Origin of the sequence: Nocardioides luteus, from assembly GCF_015752315.1 — a bacterium.
GTDB lineage: Bacteria > Actinomycetota > Actinomycetes > Propionibacteriales > Nocardioidaceae > Nocardioides.
The window spans coordinates 3,675,847-3,694,586 of record NZ_JADOVJ010000001.1 but is presented as its reverse complement, the minus strand read 5'-3'; the positions used below and the strand labels follow the sequence as shown (position 1 = coordinate 3,694,586).

The 18,740-nt window shown below is 70.9% G+C and carries 14 protein-coding genes; 12 read left to right on the top strand and 2 right to left on the bottom strand.

Annotated elements, in window-relative coordinates:
• Positions 1-98 precede the first annotated feature (98 nt).
• From HD557_RS17710 to HD557_RS17700, 3 genes are all read left to right on the top strand, one after another.
• Positions 99-3,245, top strand: coding sequence for a glycosyltransferase (locus HD557_RS17710; protein ID WP_231380348.1), 3,147 nt, complete (start codon positions 99-101; stop codon positions 3,243-3,245).
• Positions 3,246-3,293: 48 nt separating this feature from the next.
• Positions 3,294-3,914: a maleylpyruvate isomerase family mycothiol-dependent enzyme gene (locus HD557_RS17705; RefSeq protein ID WP_196874822.1), complete on the top strand. Its 621-nt coding sequence runs from the start codon at positions 3,294-3,296 to the stop codon at positions 3,912-3,914.
• A gap of 114 nt (positions 3,915-4,028) precedes the next feature.
• Entirely contained in the window at positions 4,029-5,003 is a 975-nt protein-coding gene (locus tag HD557_RS17700; RefSeq protein WP_196874821.1) for an FUSC family protein, read from the top strand.
• A gap of 80 nt (positions 5,004-5,083) precedes the next feature.
• Here HD557_RS17700 and HD557_RS17695 read toward each other — a convergent pair whose 3' ends face one another.
• Both HD557_RS17695 and HD557_RS17690 read right to left on the bottom strand, forming a co-directional pair.
• Positions 5,084-6,127: a methyltransferase domain-containing protein gene (locus tag HD557_RS17695; protein WP_196874820.1), complete on the bottom strand. Its 1,044-nt coding sequence runs from the start codon at positions 6,125-6,127 to the stop codon at positions 5,084-5,086.
• 22 nt (positions 6,128-6,149) lie between these two features.
• Positions 6,150-7,142, bottom strand: a complete 993-nt coding sequence (locus tag HD557_RS17690) for a glycosyltransferase family 2 protein (RefSeq protein ID WP_196874819.1) — start codon at positions 7,140-7,142, stop codon at positions 6,150-6,152.
• Between the two features lie 175 nt (positions 7,143-7,317).
• Between HD557_RS17690 and HD557_RS17685 the strand changes: the two genes are divergently transcribed.
• The 9 genes from HD557_RS17685 to HD557_RS17645 all read left to right on the top strand — a co-directional run bounded on the left by HD557_RS17685 (position 7,318) and on the right by HD557_RS17645 (position 18,735).
• Positions 7,318-7,569: a hypothetical protein gene (locus HD557_RS17685; protein ID WP_196874818.1), complete on the top strand. Its 252-nt coding sequence runs from the start codon at positions 7,318-7,320 to the stop codon at positions 7,567-7,569.
• Between the two features lie 17 nt (positions 7,570-7,586).
• Positions 7,587-8,729 carry a signal recognition particle-docking protein FtsY gene (gene ftsY, locus HD557_RS17680; RefSeq protein WP_196874817.1) on the top strand — a complete coding sequence of 381 codons (1,143 nt, stop codon included), beginning with the start codon at positions 7,587-7,589 and terminating at the stop codon, positions 8,727-8,729.
• A 30-nt stretch (positions 8,730-8,759) separates the two neighbouring features.
• The gene (locus HD557_RS17675; RefSeq protein WP_008358254.1) at positions 8,760-9,965 is read left to right on the top strand and encodes an ROK family transcriptional regulator; all 1,206 of its coding nucleotides are present in this window, start codon (positions 8,760-8,762) and stop codon (positions 9,963-9,965) included.
• A gap of 157 nt (positions 9,966-10,122) precedes the next feature.
• Positions 10,123-12,252: a PQQ-dependent sugar dehydrogenase gene (locus tag HD557_RS17670; protein ID WP_196874816.1), complete on the top strand. Its 2,130-nt coding sequence runs from the start codon at positions 10,123-10,125 to the stop codon at positions 12,250-12,252.
• Positions 12,253-12,484: 232 nt separating this feature from the next.
• The gene (locus HD557_RS17665) at positions 12,485-13,759 is read left to right on the top strand and encodes an ROK family transcriptional regulator (protein WP_307785655.1); all 1,275 of its coding nucleotides are present in this window, start codon (positions 12,485-12,487) and stop codon (positions 13,757-13,759) included.
• Positions 13,756-15,315 (top strand): sugar ABC transporter ATP-binding protein, encoded by a 1,560-nt coding sequence (locus HD557_RS17660; RefSeq protein ID WP_196874815.1) that lies wholly within the window; start codon positions 13,756-13,758, stop codon positions 15,313-15,315. The genes HD557_RS17665 and HD557_RS17660 overlap by 4 nt, the downstream gene beginning before the upstream one ends.
• Entirely contained in the window at positions 15,312-16,370 is a 1,059-nt protein-coding gene (locus tag HD557_RS17655) for an ABC transporter permease (RefSeq protein ID WP_196874814.1), read from the top strand. Before HD557_RS17660 ends, HD557_RS17655 begins: the two co-directional genes overlap by 4 nt.
• A 71-nt stretch (positions 16,371-16,441) precedes the next feature.
• Complete coding sequence (locus HD557_RS17650) at positions 16,442-17,479, top strand: substrate-binding domain-containing protein (protein WP_196874813.1); 1,038 nt, start codon at positions 16,442-16,444, stop codon at positions 17,477-17,479.
• An 80-nt stretch (positions 17,480-17,559) separates the two neighbouring features.
• Positions 17,560-18,735 (top strand): Gfo/Idh/MocA family protein, encoded by a 1,176-nt coding sequence (locus HD557_RS17645; RefSeq protein ID WP_008358245.1) that lies wholly within the window; start codon positions 17,560-17,562, stop codon positions 18,733-18,735.
• Positions 18,736-18,740: the final 5 nt, after the last annotated feature.

Genomic DNA, 18,740 nt, shown 5'->3' with positions numbered 1-18,740 from the left:
GTGCGTGGCGCCGTTCACCGCCACTCGGCACTGTGACAGTCTGACCCACTGCCGAAGCACGATCTAGAGCGTCTTGGGGGACCTCTGTGGACGAAGAGTTGAAGCGCATCGCACGTGGCGGCCTGCGCAGAGGGCGAGACCTGGCCCGCAAGGTCTACAACGACTCGCCTCTCTACAGCCGGGCCGACGACGTGCGCCTGCTCGTCGACTGTCCCTTGTTCGACCACGAGTGGTACGCCGAGCAGGTCGGTCAGCGACTCGACCGCAAACGGGCCGCCCGCCACTACCTCGAGCAGGACCGCAGCAAGCAGCTGGCCCAGCCCAGCCCGCTCTTCGACCCGGAGTTCTTCGTCGCCCGTCTGACCCCGCGGCTGCGCAAGCAGATGGGCGACCAGGACCCGTTCCTCTACTGGCTGCGCGCCGAGCTGTGGCTGCAGCCGACCCACCCGCTCTTCGACACCGACGGCTACACCGAGCGGCGCAAGACCGAGAACTTCTACGGCGGCGCGATCGGCCACTACGTCGACCGCGGAGCCCGCAACGGACGGCGCGCCAACGACTGGCTCGCCCAGGTCGACGGCCGCTTCCCCGACCTGCGCGACTGGATCCGGGACCGGCGCGCCGAATGGCACGCCCGGCAGGGTGTCCCGCAGACCTGGCGGCCGGCGATCGAGCCGGTGCGTGCCGTTCCGGCCGGTCGTCAGCCCGTCGGCACCGTCAGCGTCATCGTCGACCTCGGTTCCTCCGACGAGCTCGCCCGGGCGACGCTGGGCAGCGTCGCCGCGCAGCACGGCGTGGACACCGAGATCATCGTCATCGACCGTGGCCTGACGCCGTCGGTCGCCGAGTCGGTCGCCGACATCGTCCCTGCGGCCCGGGTCGTGCCCGGCGACCCGGACCGCGGTGAGCCCGGCGTCGCTGCCGCGTTCGCGCAGGTGAGCAGCGACTTCGTCGCGTACGTCGCCGGGGGAGAGGTCTGGAGGCCCGGTCGTCTCGCGCGACTGGTCTCGGTGGCCGAGGCGACCGGGAGGCCGCTGGTCGCCGACGTGCTGGAGCGGCCGTGGCTGCCCGAGCAGCGGTTCGCGGTCGACGTACCTCCGGCGTCGCCGGGGCCGGACGTCCCGGGTCCGCTGATGCGGGCGCTGGTCTCGCGACTGCTGATCGCCAGGCCGCTGCTGCAGGAGGTCGGCGGGCCGCGCGACGACGTCGGGGTCGGCTGGGCCTACGACCTCGCGCTGCGACTGACCTCGAAGGCAGAGGTCGCGGTCGTGCCCGAGGTCGGCGTCGAGCGACGGCAGGGCATCAACCCTCGCCGTCCCCGCCAGGACCGGGTCCCGCTCGACCCCTTCGACCTGGAGTCGTGGGAGGACGTCGTACGCAACCGCACCTTCGTCGACTGGACCGCGCTCGCTGCGCGCACCCCTGACCCCGACGTGGTCTCGGTGGTCATCCCGACCTACGACGACTCGCTGCTGACCGTGGGCGCCGTCGAGGCCGTGATGGAGCACGGCGCGGGGGAGAAGCGGCTCGAGATCGTGGTCTGGGACAACGGCTCCTCGGCCCGCGTCTCGGCCGTGCTCGACTCGCTGCCGCTGCGCTTCCCCGAGGTGAAGGTGGTGCACAGCACCGTCAACCACAACTTCGCGCTCGGCAACAATCTCGCCATCCCGTACGTCACCGGGGAGACCGTGGTCTTCCTCAACAACGACACCACGGCGCTGGACGGCTGGCTGGAGCCGCTGGTCGAGGCGCTCGCCGACCCCGAGGTGCTCGCGGTGCAGCCGCTGCTGCTCTACCCGAGCGGCTCGGTGCAGTCGGCCGGCGTCGTCTTCCCGCCCTACGGCGGGCTGCCCTACAACATGCTCGCCGAGTACCCGCCCGAGGACGCCGCCGGCCTCGAGGGCCACCGGTTCTCGGCGCTGACCGGGGCGGCGCTGGTGATGCGCTACCGCGACGTCGTCGCGCTGCAGGGGTTCGACCCGATCTTCACCAACGGCATGGAGGACGTCGACCTGTGCCACCGGCTCGCCGAGCTGCGGCCGGGATCCTTCCGGGTCGTGACCTCCTCGGAGGTCGTCCACCACGAGTCGAAGTCGAAGGGCCGCTTCGCGCGCGCCCCGCGCAACCGGCTGATCTACCTCGACCGCTGGGTCGGGCGTACCGAGCCCCGCGACGACGTGGCCGCCTGGGCGGCCTGCGGCTACCAGGTCGTCGGCCGGGCGACGGCCGGCGAGCCGACCGGTCCGGCGAAGACGTACGCCGCCACCCGCCCGATCATCGCTCCTCTGCCCCGGGTGTCGGTGGTGGAGGGCGTCCCGCAGCTGCGCTGGTCGATCAAGATCTCGGCGCCGGGGGCGCCGGAGGGGGAGCGGTGGGGCGACACCCACTTCGCCCGCGCGCTGGCGCGTTCACTGCGCAAGCTCGGCCAGTCGGCGGTCGTCGACCACCACTACGAGTGGGAGCGGCCGAGCTCGCTCGACGACGACGTCGTGGTCACCCTGCGCGGCCTCTCGCGCTACTTCCCCGCGCCCGACGGCCGGATCAACATCGGCTGGGTGATCTCCCACCCCGACACGGTCACCCGCGCCGAGGCGGCCGCCTTCGACCGGCTGCTGGCGGCCGGCCCGCGGTGGGCCGAGCAGATGTCGGCACGCTGGGGGATCCGCATCGACCCGCTGCTGCAGGCCACCGACCCCGAGCTGTTCAACCCCGACCGGGCCCTGCCCGACTCCGGTCACGCGGTGCTCTTCGTCGGCACCTCGCGCGACGTCGAGCGCCCGATCATCCACGACGCCGTCGCGGCCGGGCTGCCGCTGTCGGTCTACGGCCACGGCTGGGAGCCCTACATCCCGCGCCACTACGTCAAGGCCCAGCACATGTCCAACACCCGGCTCGGCGCCGAATACCGGGCCGCCGGGGTCGTCCTCAACGACCACTGGGCCGACATGCGCGACTACGGCTTCATCTCCAACCGGCTCTTCGACGCGGTCGGTTCCGGTGCCCGGGTCATCTCCGACGACGTCGTCGGACTCCGCGAGGTCTTCGGCGACACCGTGCAGGTCTACGAGACCCCCGAAGACCTGGTGAAGTGGTCCTCGATGCCCGACCCCTCGGTCGTCTTCGGCACCGACGAGCACATCCGCGCCGAGGCCGCTCGCATCCACCGCGACCATGGCTTCGACGCCCGCGCCCGCACGCTCCTCGACATCGCGCTCGAGGAGCGGACGAGACGGGACCGCGCGTAGGCCGACGGTGCCACGCCTCGCGCGGCCCGGACCTGTCAGAGTGTCCGCATGACGAAGCTCTCGACGATCCAGCTGCGCGAGCGAGACGCACTGGCGGAGGATCTGAGGTCGCTCTCGCCCGAGCAGTGGAGATCGGCGACGCTGTGCGGCGAGTGGGACACGGAGGAGGTCCTGGCCCACCTCGGCGCGGCCTCGCAGCTCTCGTTCCCGGGCTGGCTGCGCAGCATGATCGGGGCCCGGTTCGATCCGGACGTACACAACCGCCGGCGGCTCGAGGAGTTCCGCGGGGCCACGCCCGAGGAGACGCTGGCACGGTTCGCCGGGATCGGACCGATCAGGCTGCCGCGTACGGAGAGCGTCGGTGGGCTGGGCGAGCTGATCGTCCACGGCGAGGACATCCGGCGACCGCTGGGAATCAAGCACGACCCCGACGCCGAAGGGCTCACCGCCGTCGCGAGGTTCTTCGCGACCAAGGACTTCGCGGTCAACAGCGAGTCGCTGGTCGCGGGGCTGCGTCTGCGGGCGGTCGACGCCGACTTCGCAGCCGGTGACGGTCCTGAGGTCAGCGGCCGCCTGCTCGACCTGGTCATGGCGATGGCCGGTCGTCGCGCGGCGGTCGCGGACCTGGACGGGGACGGCGTCGCCGAGCTTCTCGGCCGGCTGAGCTGAACCCGCCTGGACTAACTGGTAAGTCCACCTGGCCCTAAGGTGTCTGGTGCGATGAGGGCGATACGGCAGGGACGAGACGGGTCAGGCAGCGACCGGAGCAGGTTCGAGCGGTTGATGCAGGAGTCCGTAAAGGTCTCCCCGGCGCCCGGAAGCCACTCGCCCGCCTGGCGCGCAAGCGTCACCCTGCTCATCGGGCTCGTGGCGCTGGCCATGACCGGACACATCGAGCTGGCCGCGTACGCCTGTTTCGGCACCTTCGCCTCGATCTACGGCGGCCGGCAGCCGCTGCGGGGACGGTGGCGGACCCAGGCGGCCGCCGGGGCGCTGATGTGTCTCGCGGTCCTGTGCGGCGCGCTCGTCGCGACCTCCTCGCACCGGGCCTGGCTCGTCATCCCCGCCGCCGCGGTGTGGGCGGCGGCCGGCTCGATGCTGTCGGACCGGTTCGTGCTGCGGCCTCCGGGGCCGATGTTCCTGGTCTTCGCGGTGGCCACGTGTGCGGCGCTTCCGGTGACCATGTCCGGGGTCGCGGTGGCGGTCGGGGTGGCCGCGGCCGCCGCCCTGATCGCGATTGCCCTCGGGCTGCTCGAGGAGCGGCTCGCCGTCAACGGCGCCTCGGTCGAGGCGAACCGTGGCGAGGTCCGGATCGACCACGCGACGGCGGTCGTCGTGGCGGTCGTGGTGGCCGGTACGGTCTCGACCGCGCTCGGGCTCAGCCACACCTACTGGGCGATGGTGGCCGCGGCCGTGCCGTTCGGCGTCACCGGGCTGATGGCCCAGACGACCCGCGGACTGCAGCGGGTGGTGGGCACCGTGATCGGTCTCGTCCTGGCGGGCGTGCTGCTCTCTATCTCGCTGCCGGCCCTCGTCGTCGCGGTGGTCGTCGCCGCTCTCCAGGCGGTCACCGAGCTGCTCGTCGGGCGCCACTACGGCCTCGCGCTCGTCGTCATCACCCCGCTCTCGCTGCTGATGGTGCAGCTCGGCCATCCGCAGCCCGTCGACGCGCTGCTGTGGTCCCGCTTCGCCGAGACGCTTCTCGGTGTCGTCGTGGGTCTCGCCGCGGCTCTCGCGCTCCGCGAGTTCCGCCGCTGATACCCCAGCCGAATCTGCAGTTGTGGGTGACGAATCTGCAGTTTCGTCACCCACAACTGCAGATTCGACCGGGTGGCGACCTACTTCTCGAAGACGGCCTGGTCGAGCACGCGCCGCTCGTCGTCGGCGAGGACGAGGAGGTCCTCGCGGGCGAGGCCGGTGCCCTCGCCTGAGGGGGAGAGGTTGATGAAGAACTCGTGCTTGACCGTGTCGTGGAACGAGGTCTCGCGCATCGAGATGAAGCCGAGGTCGGCGAGGTCCTGGAGGAGCAGGCGGAGGTGGTGGGGGGTGCAGACCCAGTTGTGGGTGTCGATGTAGCGCTCCCCGCGGCGGGCCTCCTCGCCGTTGGCCTTCACGGTCTCCAGGTTGTTGGCGAAGGTGTAGTCGCCCTTGTGGCGCGGGCCCCAGGCGGTGATGCCGCCGTGCTTGGCCGCGTTGAGCCGCTCCTCGATGACCGCACCCATGGTGTGCACCGAGGACGGGTAGAGCGAGGCGTCGATGACCCGCGACAGCGAGGCGCGCTCACGGAACCGGTCGAAGCAGTAGCGGTGGTCGGGGATCACCAGGGCGAGCACGCCGTCGGGGTTGAGCAGCTTCTCGCACTCGTTGACGAAGTCGATCATCGAGGTGGTGTGCTCGATGACGTGAGAGGCGACGATCAGGTCGAACCGCTCCGGAATCACCTCTGACCAGGGAGTTCCCGGCCGGAAGACGTAGTCGACCTCCTCGATGTCATCGGGGTTGTACTGCGAGAAACCGGCATACCGCTGCACCAGGCCCTCACGGTCGAGATAGTCGACGATGCGTACGTCGTAGCCGTCCCGCTTGGGCAGGATCGCGTTGTGCGCGGGGCCGATCTCCAGGATCAGGGCGTCGGGCTTGACCCCGGCGAGCACCTGCTCACGGCGCAGCTCCAGCCGGTCCATGCCCGGGATCGCGGGCACCGCGGTGGTGCGGTTGCGGTCTCCCTGCAACCCCTCCACCTTCGTACGCAGCCTCTGGTTGCGCTGCTTGAGCTCGTCGATCCGGTCGTGCAGGCGCGCTGCCTCGGCGTCGGCGGCACGGACGGTCTGCAGACCCGCGGCAGCGAGGCCGCGGCGTACGGCGCCCCTGAAGGTGGGCAAGACAGGTCCTCCTGGAAAGAGTTCAGCGATTGCGGGGTGGGATGTAGGGCTCGGCGGCCAGGGCGGCCCGGCCGCGCTCGGCACCGAGCGCGTGCTCGTCATCGGGCACGGCCTTGTCGTTCTCGGGGTCGAGCACGTCTCGGAGCAGGTCGGGGACGAGCGAGCGGCCGAGCACGATGTGCAGGTGATTGGTGAGCCAGTCGTCGAACGAGTAGTCGCCCGAGAAGGCCCCGGCGGCGAGCTCGGCGCGGGTGGGCGTGCGCGCGAGATAGGCGTCCTGCAGCGTTCCGGCGAGATAGCGCTGGTAGTCGCGCATCCCGTGGTGGCGCGGGCTCGGCCGGAGGTCGGGGCTCGCCTCGTAGCCCTTGCCGGCGTTGATCACCTTGCGCTCCAGCTGGGACCAGGAGCGCCAGGGGAGGTGGAGCACCTCCATGGCGACCTCGTCGGCCGGCTGGCCGTTGCTCGTCAGCGAGACGAAGTGGTTGCCCTGGACGACCTTGATGTCGGACTCGCCGCGGTGGATCGCGTTGGGCGTCGGGTGGGCGTGCAGCCCTACCGCCTCGAGCCGTTCGTCGGGGCGCCGGTCGCGCCACTGGAGCCGGTTGATGCCGCCGCCCTTCCAGGCGGGCGGGCCGACGAGGTTCTCCACCTCGACGGTGAACGCGTTGAGGGAGAGGGGAGTGGCCTCGAGTGCCTGGCGTACCGTCAGGCCCTTGTCCTTCGGCACCAGGAACTCGTCGGCGTCGAGGTTGAGGACCCAGTCGGCACGGAAGTGGGTGCGCGCTCGCCGGGCCATCGCGGTGACGACCTTGCCCTGCTGCTTCTCGTGGACGGGGTCGTGGTGGAGCTCGACCCGTCCCGTCGCGGCGTAGCGCTCGAGTACCTCGGTGGTGCCGTCGACCGATGCGTTGTCCGTGACGATCAACGTGTCGACACCCTGGTCCAGGTGGTGCTCGATCATCGCGGCGACGATGTCGACCTCGTCCCGGACCATCATTGTCCCGATGATCCTCATGCCGTGAAACACTACCGGCACGGTGGACGTTGTCGAGATCCCGCGCCGTACGCCGGGACGCGCCCAGGCACCCGCGCGGGTGCTCGCGCGCGTGGCGTTGTGGGCCTCGGGCGACGGGTGTGCAAGGGTGGACGCCGTCCGTGCGCGATTCAGAAGGGGGCTGGCCGAGCCAGTGTTGACCATCCTTGTCATCTTCGTGGCGATGTTTCTCATCGTCGCGCTGGCCGGACTCGTGATCGTCTACACGGTCTTCCCCCACCGCGGACAGAAGATGCCGTACGCCACCAAGCTCGGTGAGGCGATGGAGCGGGCCGTCGACACGGCCCCCACGCTCAGCCCGGCCACGCGCCTGCAGACCCGCCGCGAGGACCATCTCGCCGAGCTGTTCGGTGAGCGCAAGTCAGGAACTACGGAAAACAACGCGTGATTTGATTGGATGAGGCCATGGAAATGGTCACCCTCATCGTCATCATCGCGGTCGCCGCTGTCGCGATCATCGGCGGCGGCATCGTCGGACTGGTCACCAGCACCCGGCGCCGCAAGGACCGTTCGCTGTCGCCCGAGGCGGGGACCGACGTCATCACCCGCCCGACCGAGCCCACGGTCGAGGGGCCGACGGCCGGGGAGGCCGAGCCCGCGACGGCGGAGCATGCCGCCCCGGTCCTCGAGAAGCCGGAGAGCACCGCCTCCCGCCTGGTGCGGCTGCGCCAGCGGCTGGCCGGCTCCAACGCGCTGGGCCGCGGCCTGCTCAACCTGCTCTCGACCGACCAGCTCGACGAGGACACCTGGGAGTCCATCGAGGACCTCCTGCTCACCGCCGACATCGGCGTGGCGCCGACCCAGGAGCTGGTCGAGGGCCTGCGCACCCGGCTGCGCGTCGAGGGCGGCAAGGCCGACCCGAAGGCGGCGCTGCGTGACGAGCTGATCAAGCTGGTCGACCCCGGCATGGACCGCCGGCTCCAGGTCAGCGGCGCCGACGGCGCTCCCGGTGTGGTCCTGATGGTCGGGGTCAACGGCACCGGCAAGACCACCACCACCGGCAAGCTCGCCCGCATCCTGGTCTCCGAGGACCGCAAGGTCGTCCTCGGTGCCGCCGACACCTTCCGTGCCGCGGCCGCCGAGCAGCTCACCACCTGGGGCGAGCGCGTCGGCGTCGAGGTCGTTCGCGGCCCGGAGGGCACCGACCCGGCCAGCGTCGCCTTCGACTCGGTCAAGGAGGGTCTCGACACCGGCGTCGACACGGTCATCGTCGACACCGCCGGCCGGCTGCAGAACAAGGCCGGCCTGATGGACGAGCTCGGCAAGGTCAAGCGCGTCATCGAGAAGCAGACCCCGGTCACCGAGGTCCTGCTCGTCCTCGACGCCACCACCGGCCAGAACGGCCTCATCCAGGCCCGTGTCTTCAGCGAGGCAGTCGCCGTCACCGGCATCGTCCTGACCAAGCTCGACGGCTCCGCCAAGGGCGGGATCGTCGTCGCCGTCCAGCGCGAGCTGGGCGTTCCGGTCAAGCTCGTCGGCCTCGGCGAGGGCCCCGACGACCTGACTCCGTTCACGCCTGAAGCCTTCGTCGACGCGCTTCTGGGTTAACAGCAGGTGCCGCATGGCAGGATCGCCGGTATGCGCCATTCACTCGCCGGCAGGGCCGAGACCTCCATGCAGGCCCGGCTGCTCGCCCAGCTCCGTGACGAGGGCCCACTGTCGCGAGTGCAGCTCGCCGACCGGCTGAACGTCTCCCGCACCACGATCGCGGCCGAGGTCGGCCGGCTCACCGAGCTGGGCATGGCCCACGAGGTGGGGCCGGCGGCCTCTCGCGGCGGTCGCCGCTCGACCCTGGTCGACCTCGCGCCGGACATCCGGTTCGTCGGCATCTCCATCGGCGCGACCAGCATGTCGGTCGGCCTCACCGACGGACGGCTCTCGGTGATCGGCACCCGCACCCGGACGTGCGACATCCGCAGCGGCCCGGAGAAGGTGCTGGCGACCGCGCTCGACGAGGTACGCGCGCTCCTGGACGAGCACGGTGTCACCCAGCCGATGGGTGCCGGGGTCGGCGTACCCGGGCCGGTCGACTTCCACCGCGGCGTGTCCGTCTCGCCGCCGATCATGCCCGGCTGGGACGGCTATCCCGTACGGGACGCGGTTGCCCGCGAGCTGGGCTGTCCGGTCGTGCTCGACAACGACGTGAACGTGCTCGCCGCGGGGGAGCAGCACGCCGGTGTCGCCCGCACCGCCCGCGACTTCCTCTACGTCAAGATCGGCACCGGCATCGGCTGCGGGATCGTCGTCGACGGCGAGCTCTACCGTGGCGTCGACGGCTGCGCCGGCGACATCGGCCACATCCGGGTCGAGGACTTCGGCCCCACCTGCGCCTGCGGCAACACCGGCTGCCTGGAGGCGTTCTCCGGGGGAGCGGCGCTGGCCCGCGAGGCGCTCGCCGCGGCCCGTTCCGGACGTTCCCCGGTGCTGGCCGAGCTGCTCGCCGAGAAGGGTGAGCTGAGCGCCGAGGACATCGCCATCGCGGTGGCACGGGGTGACGCCCAGGCGGTCCAGCTCATCCGGGAGAGCGGCCACCGCATCGGCCAGGTGCTCGCCAGCCTGGTCTCGTTCTTCAACCCCGGCCTCATCGTCATCGGCGGCCGGGTCAGCAAGCTGGGCCACGGGCTGCTCGCCGAGATCCGCAGCGTGACCTACCGCCGCTCGCTGCCGCTGGCCACCGGCAACCTCCCGATCGTGCTCAGCGAGCTGGGGGACGAGGGCGGTGTCATCGGTGCCGCTCACCTGATCAGCGCCTCGGTGTACGCGCCCAGCAGCGCGGAGGCGTAAACCCGACGCCCGACCGCTCCAGAGGGCCTCTATCGTCCCGCCTTTCGAAATCTTCTTGCGAAAGAACGCAAGTCGCTTGACGTGACCGGCGTCACATCGCTACGTTCGCGGACGATCTCGCTTCCCCTCCCACGACAGCGAGAGAAGGAGATGGACCGTGCGCAGATTCACCCTCTGGAGCGTCGCCACGACCGTGGTCTCAGGGCTCCTGGTTCTCCCCCTCACGACGTCCGCGGACGCGGCCCTGACGGCCGCCCCGCCGCCGGACACGGACTTCGAGAAGGTGACCCTCAACGACCGTCCCGGTGAGCCCATGGACCTCGCGGTCCTGCCCAACGGGGACGTCCTCCACACCACCCGGGCCGGGAAGGTCTGGCTCAACGACGCCGACACCGGCGTCAACAGCGTCGCCGCCGAGTTCGACGTCTACCAGCATGACGAGGAGGGTCTGCAGAGCATCGCTCTGGACCCCGGATACAACGGCCGCACCAACAAGTGGGTCTACGTCTACTACTCACCGCCGATGAACACCCCTGTCGACGACCCGGCCACGCCGGACGTCAACGAGGGTGACGCGCCGGAGTTCGGCACGCCCGCCGACTTCGCGCCGTTCAAGGGCGCCATCCGCCTCTCCCGCTACCAGTACGCGGGCGGCAAGATCGACCTGTCCACCGAGCAGCAGATCATCGACGTACCCGTGGACCGCGGGCGCTGCTGCCACGTCGGCGGCGACATCGTCTTCGACTCCGCGGGCAACCTGATCCTCGCCACCGGCGACGACACCGACCCGTTCCAGTCCGACGGCTTCGCCCCGCTCGACGACCGGGAGAACCGCAGCCCGGCCTTCGACGCGCGGCGTACGGCGGCCAACACCGCCGACCTGCGCGGCAAGCTCCTGCGGATCAAGCCGAAGGCCGGCGGCGGCTACACCATCCCTGCCGGGAACCTGTTCGCGCCGGGCACCGACAAGACCCGTCCGGAGATCTACGCGATGGGCCTGCGGAACCCGTTCCGGATCGAGATCGACCGAGAGACCGACCGCATCTTCGTGGCCGACTACTCGCCCGACGCCTCCTCCGCGAACCCGGACCGCGGCCCGGCCGGCCAGGGCAAGTGGACCGTCGTCACGAAGCCGGCCAACTACGGCTGGCCGCTGTGTGCCACCGCCGAGCTGCCCTATCACGACTACGACTTCGCGACCGGGACCTCCGGGCCGGCGTTCGACTGTGATGCTCCGATCAACGACTCCCGGCACAACACCGGTCTGACTCAGCTCCCGCCGGTGACGCAGCCGACCGTCTGGTACACCTACGGCCAGTCCGCGCAGTTCCCCGAGCTCGGCACCGGCGGCATCTCCCCGATGGCCGGCCCGGCGTACGACTTCCGGAAGTCGGCGACGAAGGACCCGCTCTCCGGTGCCTGGCCGGAGTACTACGACGGCATCCCGCTGTTCGCGGAGTGGAGTCGGGACTACATCAAGGGCATGCGGCTCGACGCCGACGGCGAGCTCACCGGCATCGAGTCGGTGCTCTCCACCTTCGCCACGGACAACGTGATGGACCTGGAGTTCGGCAAGGACGGCTCGCTCTACATGCTCGAGTACGGCGACGGGTACTTCAGCGAGAACGAGGAGGCCCAGGTCTCCCGGATCGACTACATCGCCCGCACCGGCAACCACTCTCCGAAGCCGGTGATCAGCGCCGACAAGACCGCCGGCCAGCCGCCGCTGACCGTCGCCTTCGACAGCGCCGGGACGACCGACCCCGACGGCGACAAGCTCGTCTACCAGTGGGACTTCGACGGTGACGGCACCTTCGACGCCACCGGGAAGACCGCCACCCACACCTACGCCGAGCCGGGGGCCTACCGCGCGACCCTGACCGTCACGGACAAGGGCAAGGCGGGTCGCGGCAAGCACGCCTCGGCCGACGTCGACGTGATCGTCGGCAACGACGTGCCGGTGGTGACCCTGACCACCAGCCCGGCGCCCGGCGAGGCGTTCCACTTCGGCGACACCGTGCACTTCCAGGTCGAGGTGACCGACGACCAGCCGGTCGACTGCGACCGGGTCTCGGTGACGTACGTCCTGGGCCACGACGAGCACGGCCACCCGCAGTCCACCGCCAACGGCTGCAGCGGCTCGATCGTGACGAGCGTCCCTGGTGGCCACGACCCCGGCCAGGACGACCTGAACGCCGTCTTCGTGGCGGAGTACACCGACCCGGGCGAGGGTGACATCCCGGCGCTCACCGGCAGCGACGAGGTGGTGATCGCACCCAGCGAGTGACCCTCGCGATCGCCTGAAAGGGGCACCCGGCCAGCAGTGGCCGGGTGCCTCTTTTCGGTTACTTTGTCCAATCACTTTTCAAAGTTCGCCAGAAACTTTGCAGAAACCGCCGAGAAAGGGTTGTACAACGTGAGCCGGGTCACTAGTTTGTCTCTCGGCCACGGAATTCTGTGACCGCCATCACAGGACGTGGTCGTCGAGCGACCCATCACGACCCGGACAGGAGGCCACCGTGCGCGACGCAGACATCACCGTGCGGGTCTCCGCCACCGCCGACCCGGCCGCCGTGCGGACCGCCCGCATGGGCCTGCTCCTGCGGTCGCTGCGCGACCGCGGCCCGCGCACGCGGGGGCGCCTGGCCGAGGAGACCGGGCTGACCCGGTCGGTCGCCAACGGCCTGGTCGACGAGCTCGCCGAGCTTGGGCTGGTCTGCCGCGAGGACGGCGACCGTCGTGGCGCCGGTCGCCCCGGCGTCCAGGTCCGGCTCGTCGGCCGCTCGGTGTGCGGGATCGGCGCGGAGATCAACGTCGACCACCTCGCCGTCGTCGCCCTCGACCTGGCCGGGACCGTGATCGCCGAGGCCCGCCGCGGCATCGACGGCCGGAACCTCCCGCCAGAGGGTGTGCTGGCCGAGCTCGCCGGCCTCATCGCCGATGCCCTCGCCGAGGCCCGGACCGCCGGCGCCACCGTCGCCGGCATCACCGTCGGGGTCGCCGGCCTCGTCGACGCCACCACCGAGCGGGTCACGCTCGCCCCCAACCTCGGCTGGCGCGACATCGACGTCGTCGAGGACGTACGCCGGCGGCTGGCCGCCACCCCTGCCGAGCCGGTGCCTCCGGTGCGCGTGGCCAACGAGGCCAACCTCGCGGCCACCGCCGAGCTCGACCTCACAGACGACGACCGCGCCGACATGGTGGTGCTCTACGGCGAGGTGGGCCTCGGCGGCGCGGTCGTCAGCGGCGGCCGGGTCGCGCCGGGCCGGCACGGCTGGGCAGGCGAGATCGGCCACCTCCCGGTCGACCCACGCGGCCGCCTCTGCGGCTGCGGCCGCACGGGCTGCTGGGAGACCGTGGTGGGTCTGCGGGCGCTGCTCGAGGCCGCCACCGACCCCGACGACCCGATCCGCGACCCGGCGCTGACCCTGGAGGAGCGGCTCGCCACCCTGGTCGAGCGGGCCCGGCTCGCCGACGGCCGCACCCTGGCCGCGCTGGACGAGGTCGGGACCTGGCTCGGGACCGGCGCCGCCGTCCTGGTCAACACGCTCAACCCCGGCACGGTCGTGCTCAGCGGCTACTACGCCGTCCTCGGCGAGTGGCTGCGGCCGGCGGTCGAGGCCCGGCTCGCCGCCGACGTCCTCGCGCCGCGCGCCGGCGGCACCCGGGTGGCGATCTCAGTCTTCGGCCCGACCGCCGCGGTCCGCGGCGGCGCACTGGTCTCCCTCGAGACGGTGCTCTCCGACCCCACCGTCCTCGCCGACCTGCCCGAACTGCACGGAGGAACCCGATGACCCAGACCCCGACGCCGTCGCCCGACGGCCCCACCGCCGGCACGGAAGGGGGTGGCGTACTGCTGGAGATGAGCGGGATCGTGAAGCGGTTCCCCGGCGTGCTCGCCCTCGGCGGTGTCGACCTCGACGTCCGCGCCGGCGAGGTGCACTGCCTGCTCGGGCAGAACGGTGCCGGCAAGTCGACCCTGATCAAGGTGCTCTCGGCGGCGTACCAGCCCGACGAGGGGGAGATCCTCTGGGAGGGCGAGCCGGTCAGGCTGGCCACCCCGGTCGCCGCCATGAAGCTCGGCATCTCGACGATCTACCAGGAGCTCGACCTGGTGCCGGGGCTCACCGTGACCGAGAACATCTTCCTCGGCCACGAGCTCGCCACCGCCGGGTTCAGCCGCCGCGCCGAGGCGACCCAGCGGGTGCGTACGCTGCTGGCGCGGCTCGGCCACAGCGAGGTCGACCCGAACCGCCTGGTCGGTGACCTCTCGCCGGCCGGGCAGCAGATCGTCAGCATGGCGCGGGCTCTCTCCCACGACACCCGTCTGCTCATCCTCGACGAGCCGTCGGCGGTCCTCGACCAGGAGGAGGTCGACAACCTCTTCCGGGTGGTCCGCGGCCTCACCGCGGAGGGCGTCGCGATCATCTACATCTCCCACCGCCTCGAGGAGATCCGGCAGATCGGCGACCGGATCACGGTCCTCAAGGACGGCCGCACCGTGGCCACCGGGCTCTCCGTCGCGGAGACCCCGACCCGGGAGCTGATCACGCTCATGACCGGCCGCGAGATCGAGTACGTCTTCCCCGACCGCCCCACGACGCGACCCGGTCGGGACGCCACCCCGGTGCTCGAGGCCAGCGGCCTGTCCGGCGACCGCTTCCACGACGTCGACCTGCGCGTCCACGCCGGCGAGATCGTCGGCCTGGCCGGCCTGGTCGGCTCCGGCCGCTCGGAGATCCTCGAGACCATCTACGGCGCTCGCCGCTCCAGCGCCGGCACGGTCACCGTCAACGGCCGCCGGCTGCGCCGCGGCTCGGTCCGCGCCGCCGTGGCCGCCGGGATCGGGCTGGCTCCCGAGGAGCGCAAGAGCCAGGGGCTGCTGCTCGACCAGGCGGTCTACCGCAACGTGACCGTCTCGTCCCTGAGCAGGTTCTCCAAGGCCAGCTTCCTGGACAACGGCGCCGAGCGCCGTGCCGCCGAGGAGCTCAGTCGCTCGCTCGACGTACGTCCTGCCGGGGTGGACCGGCCGGTCCGCAACCTGTCCGGCGGGAACCAGCAGAAGGTCGTGCTCGCCCGGTGGCTGCTGCGCGACTGCAAGGTGCTGCTCCTCGACGAGCCCACCCGGGGCGTCGACGTCGGGGCACGCACCGAGATCTACAACCTCGTCCGCCGCCTGGCCGACGAAGGCGTCGCCGTGGTCGTGGTGTCCAGCGAGGTGGAGGAGGTGCTCGGTCTCGCCGACCGGGTCCTCGTCATCAGCGAGGGCTCCGTCGTCCACGAGGGACCCGCCACCGAGATCGACGAGTCGAAGGTCCTGGACCTCGTGATGGAAGGAGAGGTCGCATGAGCGACACGCCCACAGACGCTGCTGTGACCCCGGCGGACACGGCCAGGGTCGAGAAGGAGGCGGCCAACGGCCGCCGGGCCGAGCCCGGTGGTCTCAGTCAGCTGCTGCGTAGCGCGGCGGGCCACAACCTCGGCCTGGTCGTGGCGCTGGCGCTGCTGGCCCTGGTCGGCGTCGTCTCCGGTGGCGAGCGGTTCGCCTCGGTCGACAACGTGATGACGATCCTGCGCCTCGCCGCGGTGATCGGCGTGGTCAGCATCGGGATGACGTTCGTCATCACCGGCGGCGGCATCGACCTCTCGGTGGGTGCGCTGGTCGCGCTCGCCTCGGTCTGGTGCACGACGCTGTCGACGCAGGCGATGGCCAACGACATCCACTGGATCTTCATCGTCACCACCGCCGTCCTGGTCGGCGCGGGCGCCGGCCTGATCAACGGGCTGCTGATCGCGTACGGGGGCGTGGTGCCGTTCATCGCAACCCTGGCGATGATGGCCAGCGCCCGCGGTCTGGCCGAGATCATCTCCGCGCGCAAGACCCAGATCGTCAGCGTGCCGGACTTCACCGCCGCGTTCTCCCGAGACATCCTGGGCATCTCGGTGCTGATCTGGATCTTCGTGATCGTCGCCGTGACCGGCTGGGTGCTGCTCAACCGCACCACCTTCGGCCGGCGCACTTTGGCCATCGGCGGCAACCCGGAGGCCTCGCGGCTGGCCGGCATCAACGTACGCCGCCACACGGTGCTCCTCTACGTGCTCCTCGGCCTCTGCTGCGGCATCGCCGCGGTCATGCTGGTCAGCCGCACCACGACCGGCAGTGCCACGCACGGCGGGGGATACGAGCTCGACGCCATCGCGGCGGTCGTCATCGGCGGCACCCTGCTGACCGGTGGGCGCGGCACCATCGTCGGCACCGTCTTCGGGGTGCTGATCTTCACGACCCTCACCAACGTGTTCGTGATCAACAACCTCTCGATCTCCGCCCAGGTCTTCACCAAGGGCCTGATCATCGTCGCCGCCGTGCTGCTGCAGCAGCGGTTCGCACGACGGCCAGGGTCATGACAGGCGTACGTCCTCGACCCTCTCGGACTCGTCCCTCCACCACCCTCGCACGATCTAGGAGCACCACCACCATGAAACTGAAGTCCACAGCAAGAATCCTCGTCGCCGGGCTCTCGGTGCTGGCCCTGTCGGCCTGCATCAGCAACACCCCGGAGAAGTCCGAGAACGTCGGCGGTACGTCCAACGCCGCGGCCGGCTCCAACGACGAGAAGGGCGACACCGTCGTCATCGGCTTCTCGGCTCCCGCCGCCGACCACGGCTGGATGGGCGCGATCAGCGAGCAGGCCAAGACCGCCGCCGAGGCCTACGACGACGTCGACCTGCGCCTCGCGGAGGGCACCAACGACGTCAGCCTGCAGATCAGCCAGGTCGAGACCTTCATCAACGACAAGGTCGACGCCATCGTGCTGCTGCCCTTCGACGGCGCCGCGATGACGCCGGTCGCGCTCAAGGCGATGGAGGCGGGCATCCCGGTCATCAACGTCGACCGTGAGTTCAACGACCCCAACGCCGCGCGCGTCACCGTGCTCGGCGACAACTACGGCATGGGCGTCTCGGCCGGTGAGTACGTCTGCGAGCAGGCCGGCGGCAAGACGGACGCCGTCGTCGCCGAGATCGCCGGCATCGACTCCCTGCCGCTGACCCAGGACCGCAGCAAGGGCTTCAAGGACGCGCTGGCCAAGTGCGACCTCGACGTCGACAACCGGGTCGCCGCCGACTTCACCGTCGAGGGCGGCGAGAAGGCGGCCTCCAACCTGCTCCAGGCCGCGCCGAAGATCGACTTCCTGTGGAACCACGACGACGACCAGGGCGTCGGCGTCCTGGCCGCGATCAACAACGCCGGCCGTGACGAGTTCACCATGGTCGGCGGCGCGGGCTCGGCCAACGCGATGCGCGAGATCCAGTCGGACAAGGGCGTCCTCAAGGCGACGGTCATCTACCCCTCCACCCAGGCCGCCGACGGGATCAAGCTCGCCCGGCTCCTGGCCCAGGACAAGGCGATGTCCGACCTGGTCGAGGTGACCGTGCCGCGCACCATCCAGCTGGACGCGCCGGTCGTCACCAAGGACAACGTGGAGGAGTTCCTCCCCACGGCCTTCGAGTCCTGACCGCCTGCCCAAGCCAGACCGCAAGGTCGCTCCGCGCTCGGGCGCGGGGCGACACCACCGAGACACAGGATCGAGTTCCGATGACCGAGCAGAACGCCACTCTCGGGGTGGGGATGATCGGGTACGCCTTCATGGGTGCCGCCCACTCCCACGCCTGGCGCAGCGCCCACCGCTTCTTCGACCTTCCCCTCACCCCCCGGATGCAGGTCGTCTGCGGCCGCGACGCCACTCGCGTGGCCGAGGCCGCCACCCGCTTCGGCTGGGAGGAGAGCGCCACCGACTGGCGCGAGGTGATCGCCCGTGACGACGTCGACCTGGTCGACGTGTGCACCCCCGGCGACACCCACGCGGAGATAGCGATCGCTGCCCTGGCGGCCGGCAAGCACGTGCTGTGCGAGAAGCCGCTGGCCAACACCGTGGCCGAGGCCGAGCGGATGGCCGCGGCCGCCGCCGAGGCCGCCGAGCGAGGGGTGCGCGCGATGGTGGGGTTCACCTACCGCCGGGTGCCTGCCGTCGCCCTGGCCCGGAAGCTGGTCGCCGACGGTCGTCTCGGAGAGCTCCACCACGTGCGGGCTCAGTACCTCCAGGACTGGCTCGCCGACCCGGAGACCCCGCTGAGCTGGCGGCTCGACAAGACCAAGGCCGGCTCGGGCGCGCTCGGCGACATCGGCGCCCACGTCATCGACCTGACCCAGCACATCACCGGAGACCGGATCCGCGAGGTCTCCGGGATGCTGGAGACCTTCGTCAAGGAGCGTCCGGTGGCCGAGGCCTCGTCCGGTCTCTCCGCCACCGCCGGCGAAGGTCGTGGCCCGGTCACCGTCGACGACACCGCGGTCTTCCTGGCCCGGTTCGCCGGGGGAGCGATCGGCTCGTTCGAGGCGACCCGCTTCGCCACCGGCCGCAAGAACGCGATCCGGATCGAGATCAACGGGTCGAAGGGCAGCCTGGCCTTCGACTTCGAGGACATGAACGTCCTGCACTTCCACGACGCGACCCTGCCGGACACCGAGGGCGGCTTCCGCCGGATCGTCGTCACCGAGCCCGAGCACCCGTGGCTGGAGGGCTGGTGGCCGCCCGGCCATGGCCTCGGCTACGAGCACGGCTTCACCCACCAGGTCGTCGACCTCGTCCGCGCGCTCGGTGAGGGGGCTGAGCCGACACCGTCGTTCGCCGACGGCCTCCAGGTCCAGCGCGTGCTCGCCGCCGTCGAGACCAGCTCCGACACCAGGACATGGCAGGAGATCCCTGCCTGATCCAC

Bases quoted from the DNA above. Each gene is read 5' to 3' on its own strand.
- HD557_RS17705 (WP_196874822.1), top strand. From the start codon at position 3,294: ATGACGAAGCTCTCGACGATCCAGCTGCGCGAGCGAGACGCACTGGCG.
- HD557_RS17700 (WP_196874821.1), top strand. From the start codon at position 4,029: ATGCAGGAGTCCGTAAAGGTCTCCCCGGCGCCCGGAAGCCACTCGCCC.
- HD557_RS17690 (WP_196874819.1), bottom strand. From the start codon at position 7,142: ATGAGGATCATCGGGACAATGATGGTCCGGGACGAGGTCGACATCGTC.
- ftsY (WP_196874817.1), top strand. From the start codon at position 7,587: ATGGAAATGGTCACCCTCATCGTCATCATCGCGGTCGCCGCTGTCGCG.
- HD557_RS17675 (WP_008358254.1), top strand. From the start codon at position 8,760: ATGCGCCATTCACTCGCCGGCAGGGCCGAGACCTCCATGCAGGCCCGG.
- HD557_RS17660 (WP_196874815.1), top strand. From the start codon at position 13,756: ATGACCCAGACCCCGACGCCGTCGCCCGACGGCCCCACCGCCGGCACG.
- HD557_RS17655 (WP_196874814.1), top strand. From the start codon at position 15,312: ATGAGCGACACGCCCACAGACGCTGCTGTGACCCCGGCGGACACGGCC.
- HD557_RS17650 (WP_196874813.1), top strand. From the start codon at position 16,442: ATGAAACTGAAGTCCACAGCAAGAATCCTCGTCGCCGGGCTCTCGGTG.
- HD557_RS17645 (WP_008358245.1), top strand. From the start codon at position 17,560: ATGACCGAGCAGAACGCCACTCTCGGGGTGGGGATGATCGGGTACGCC.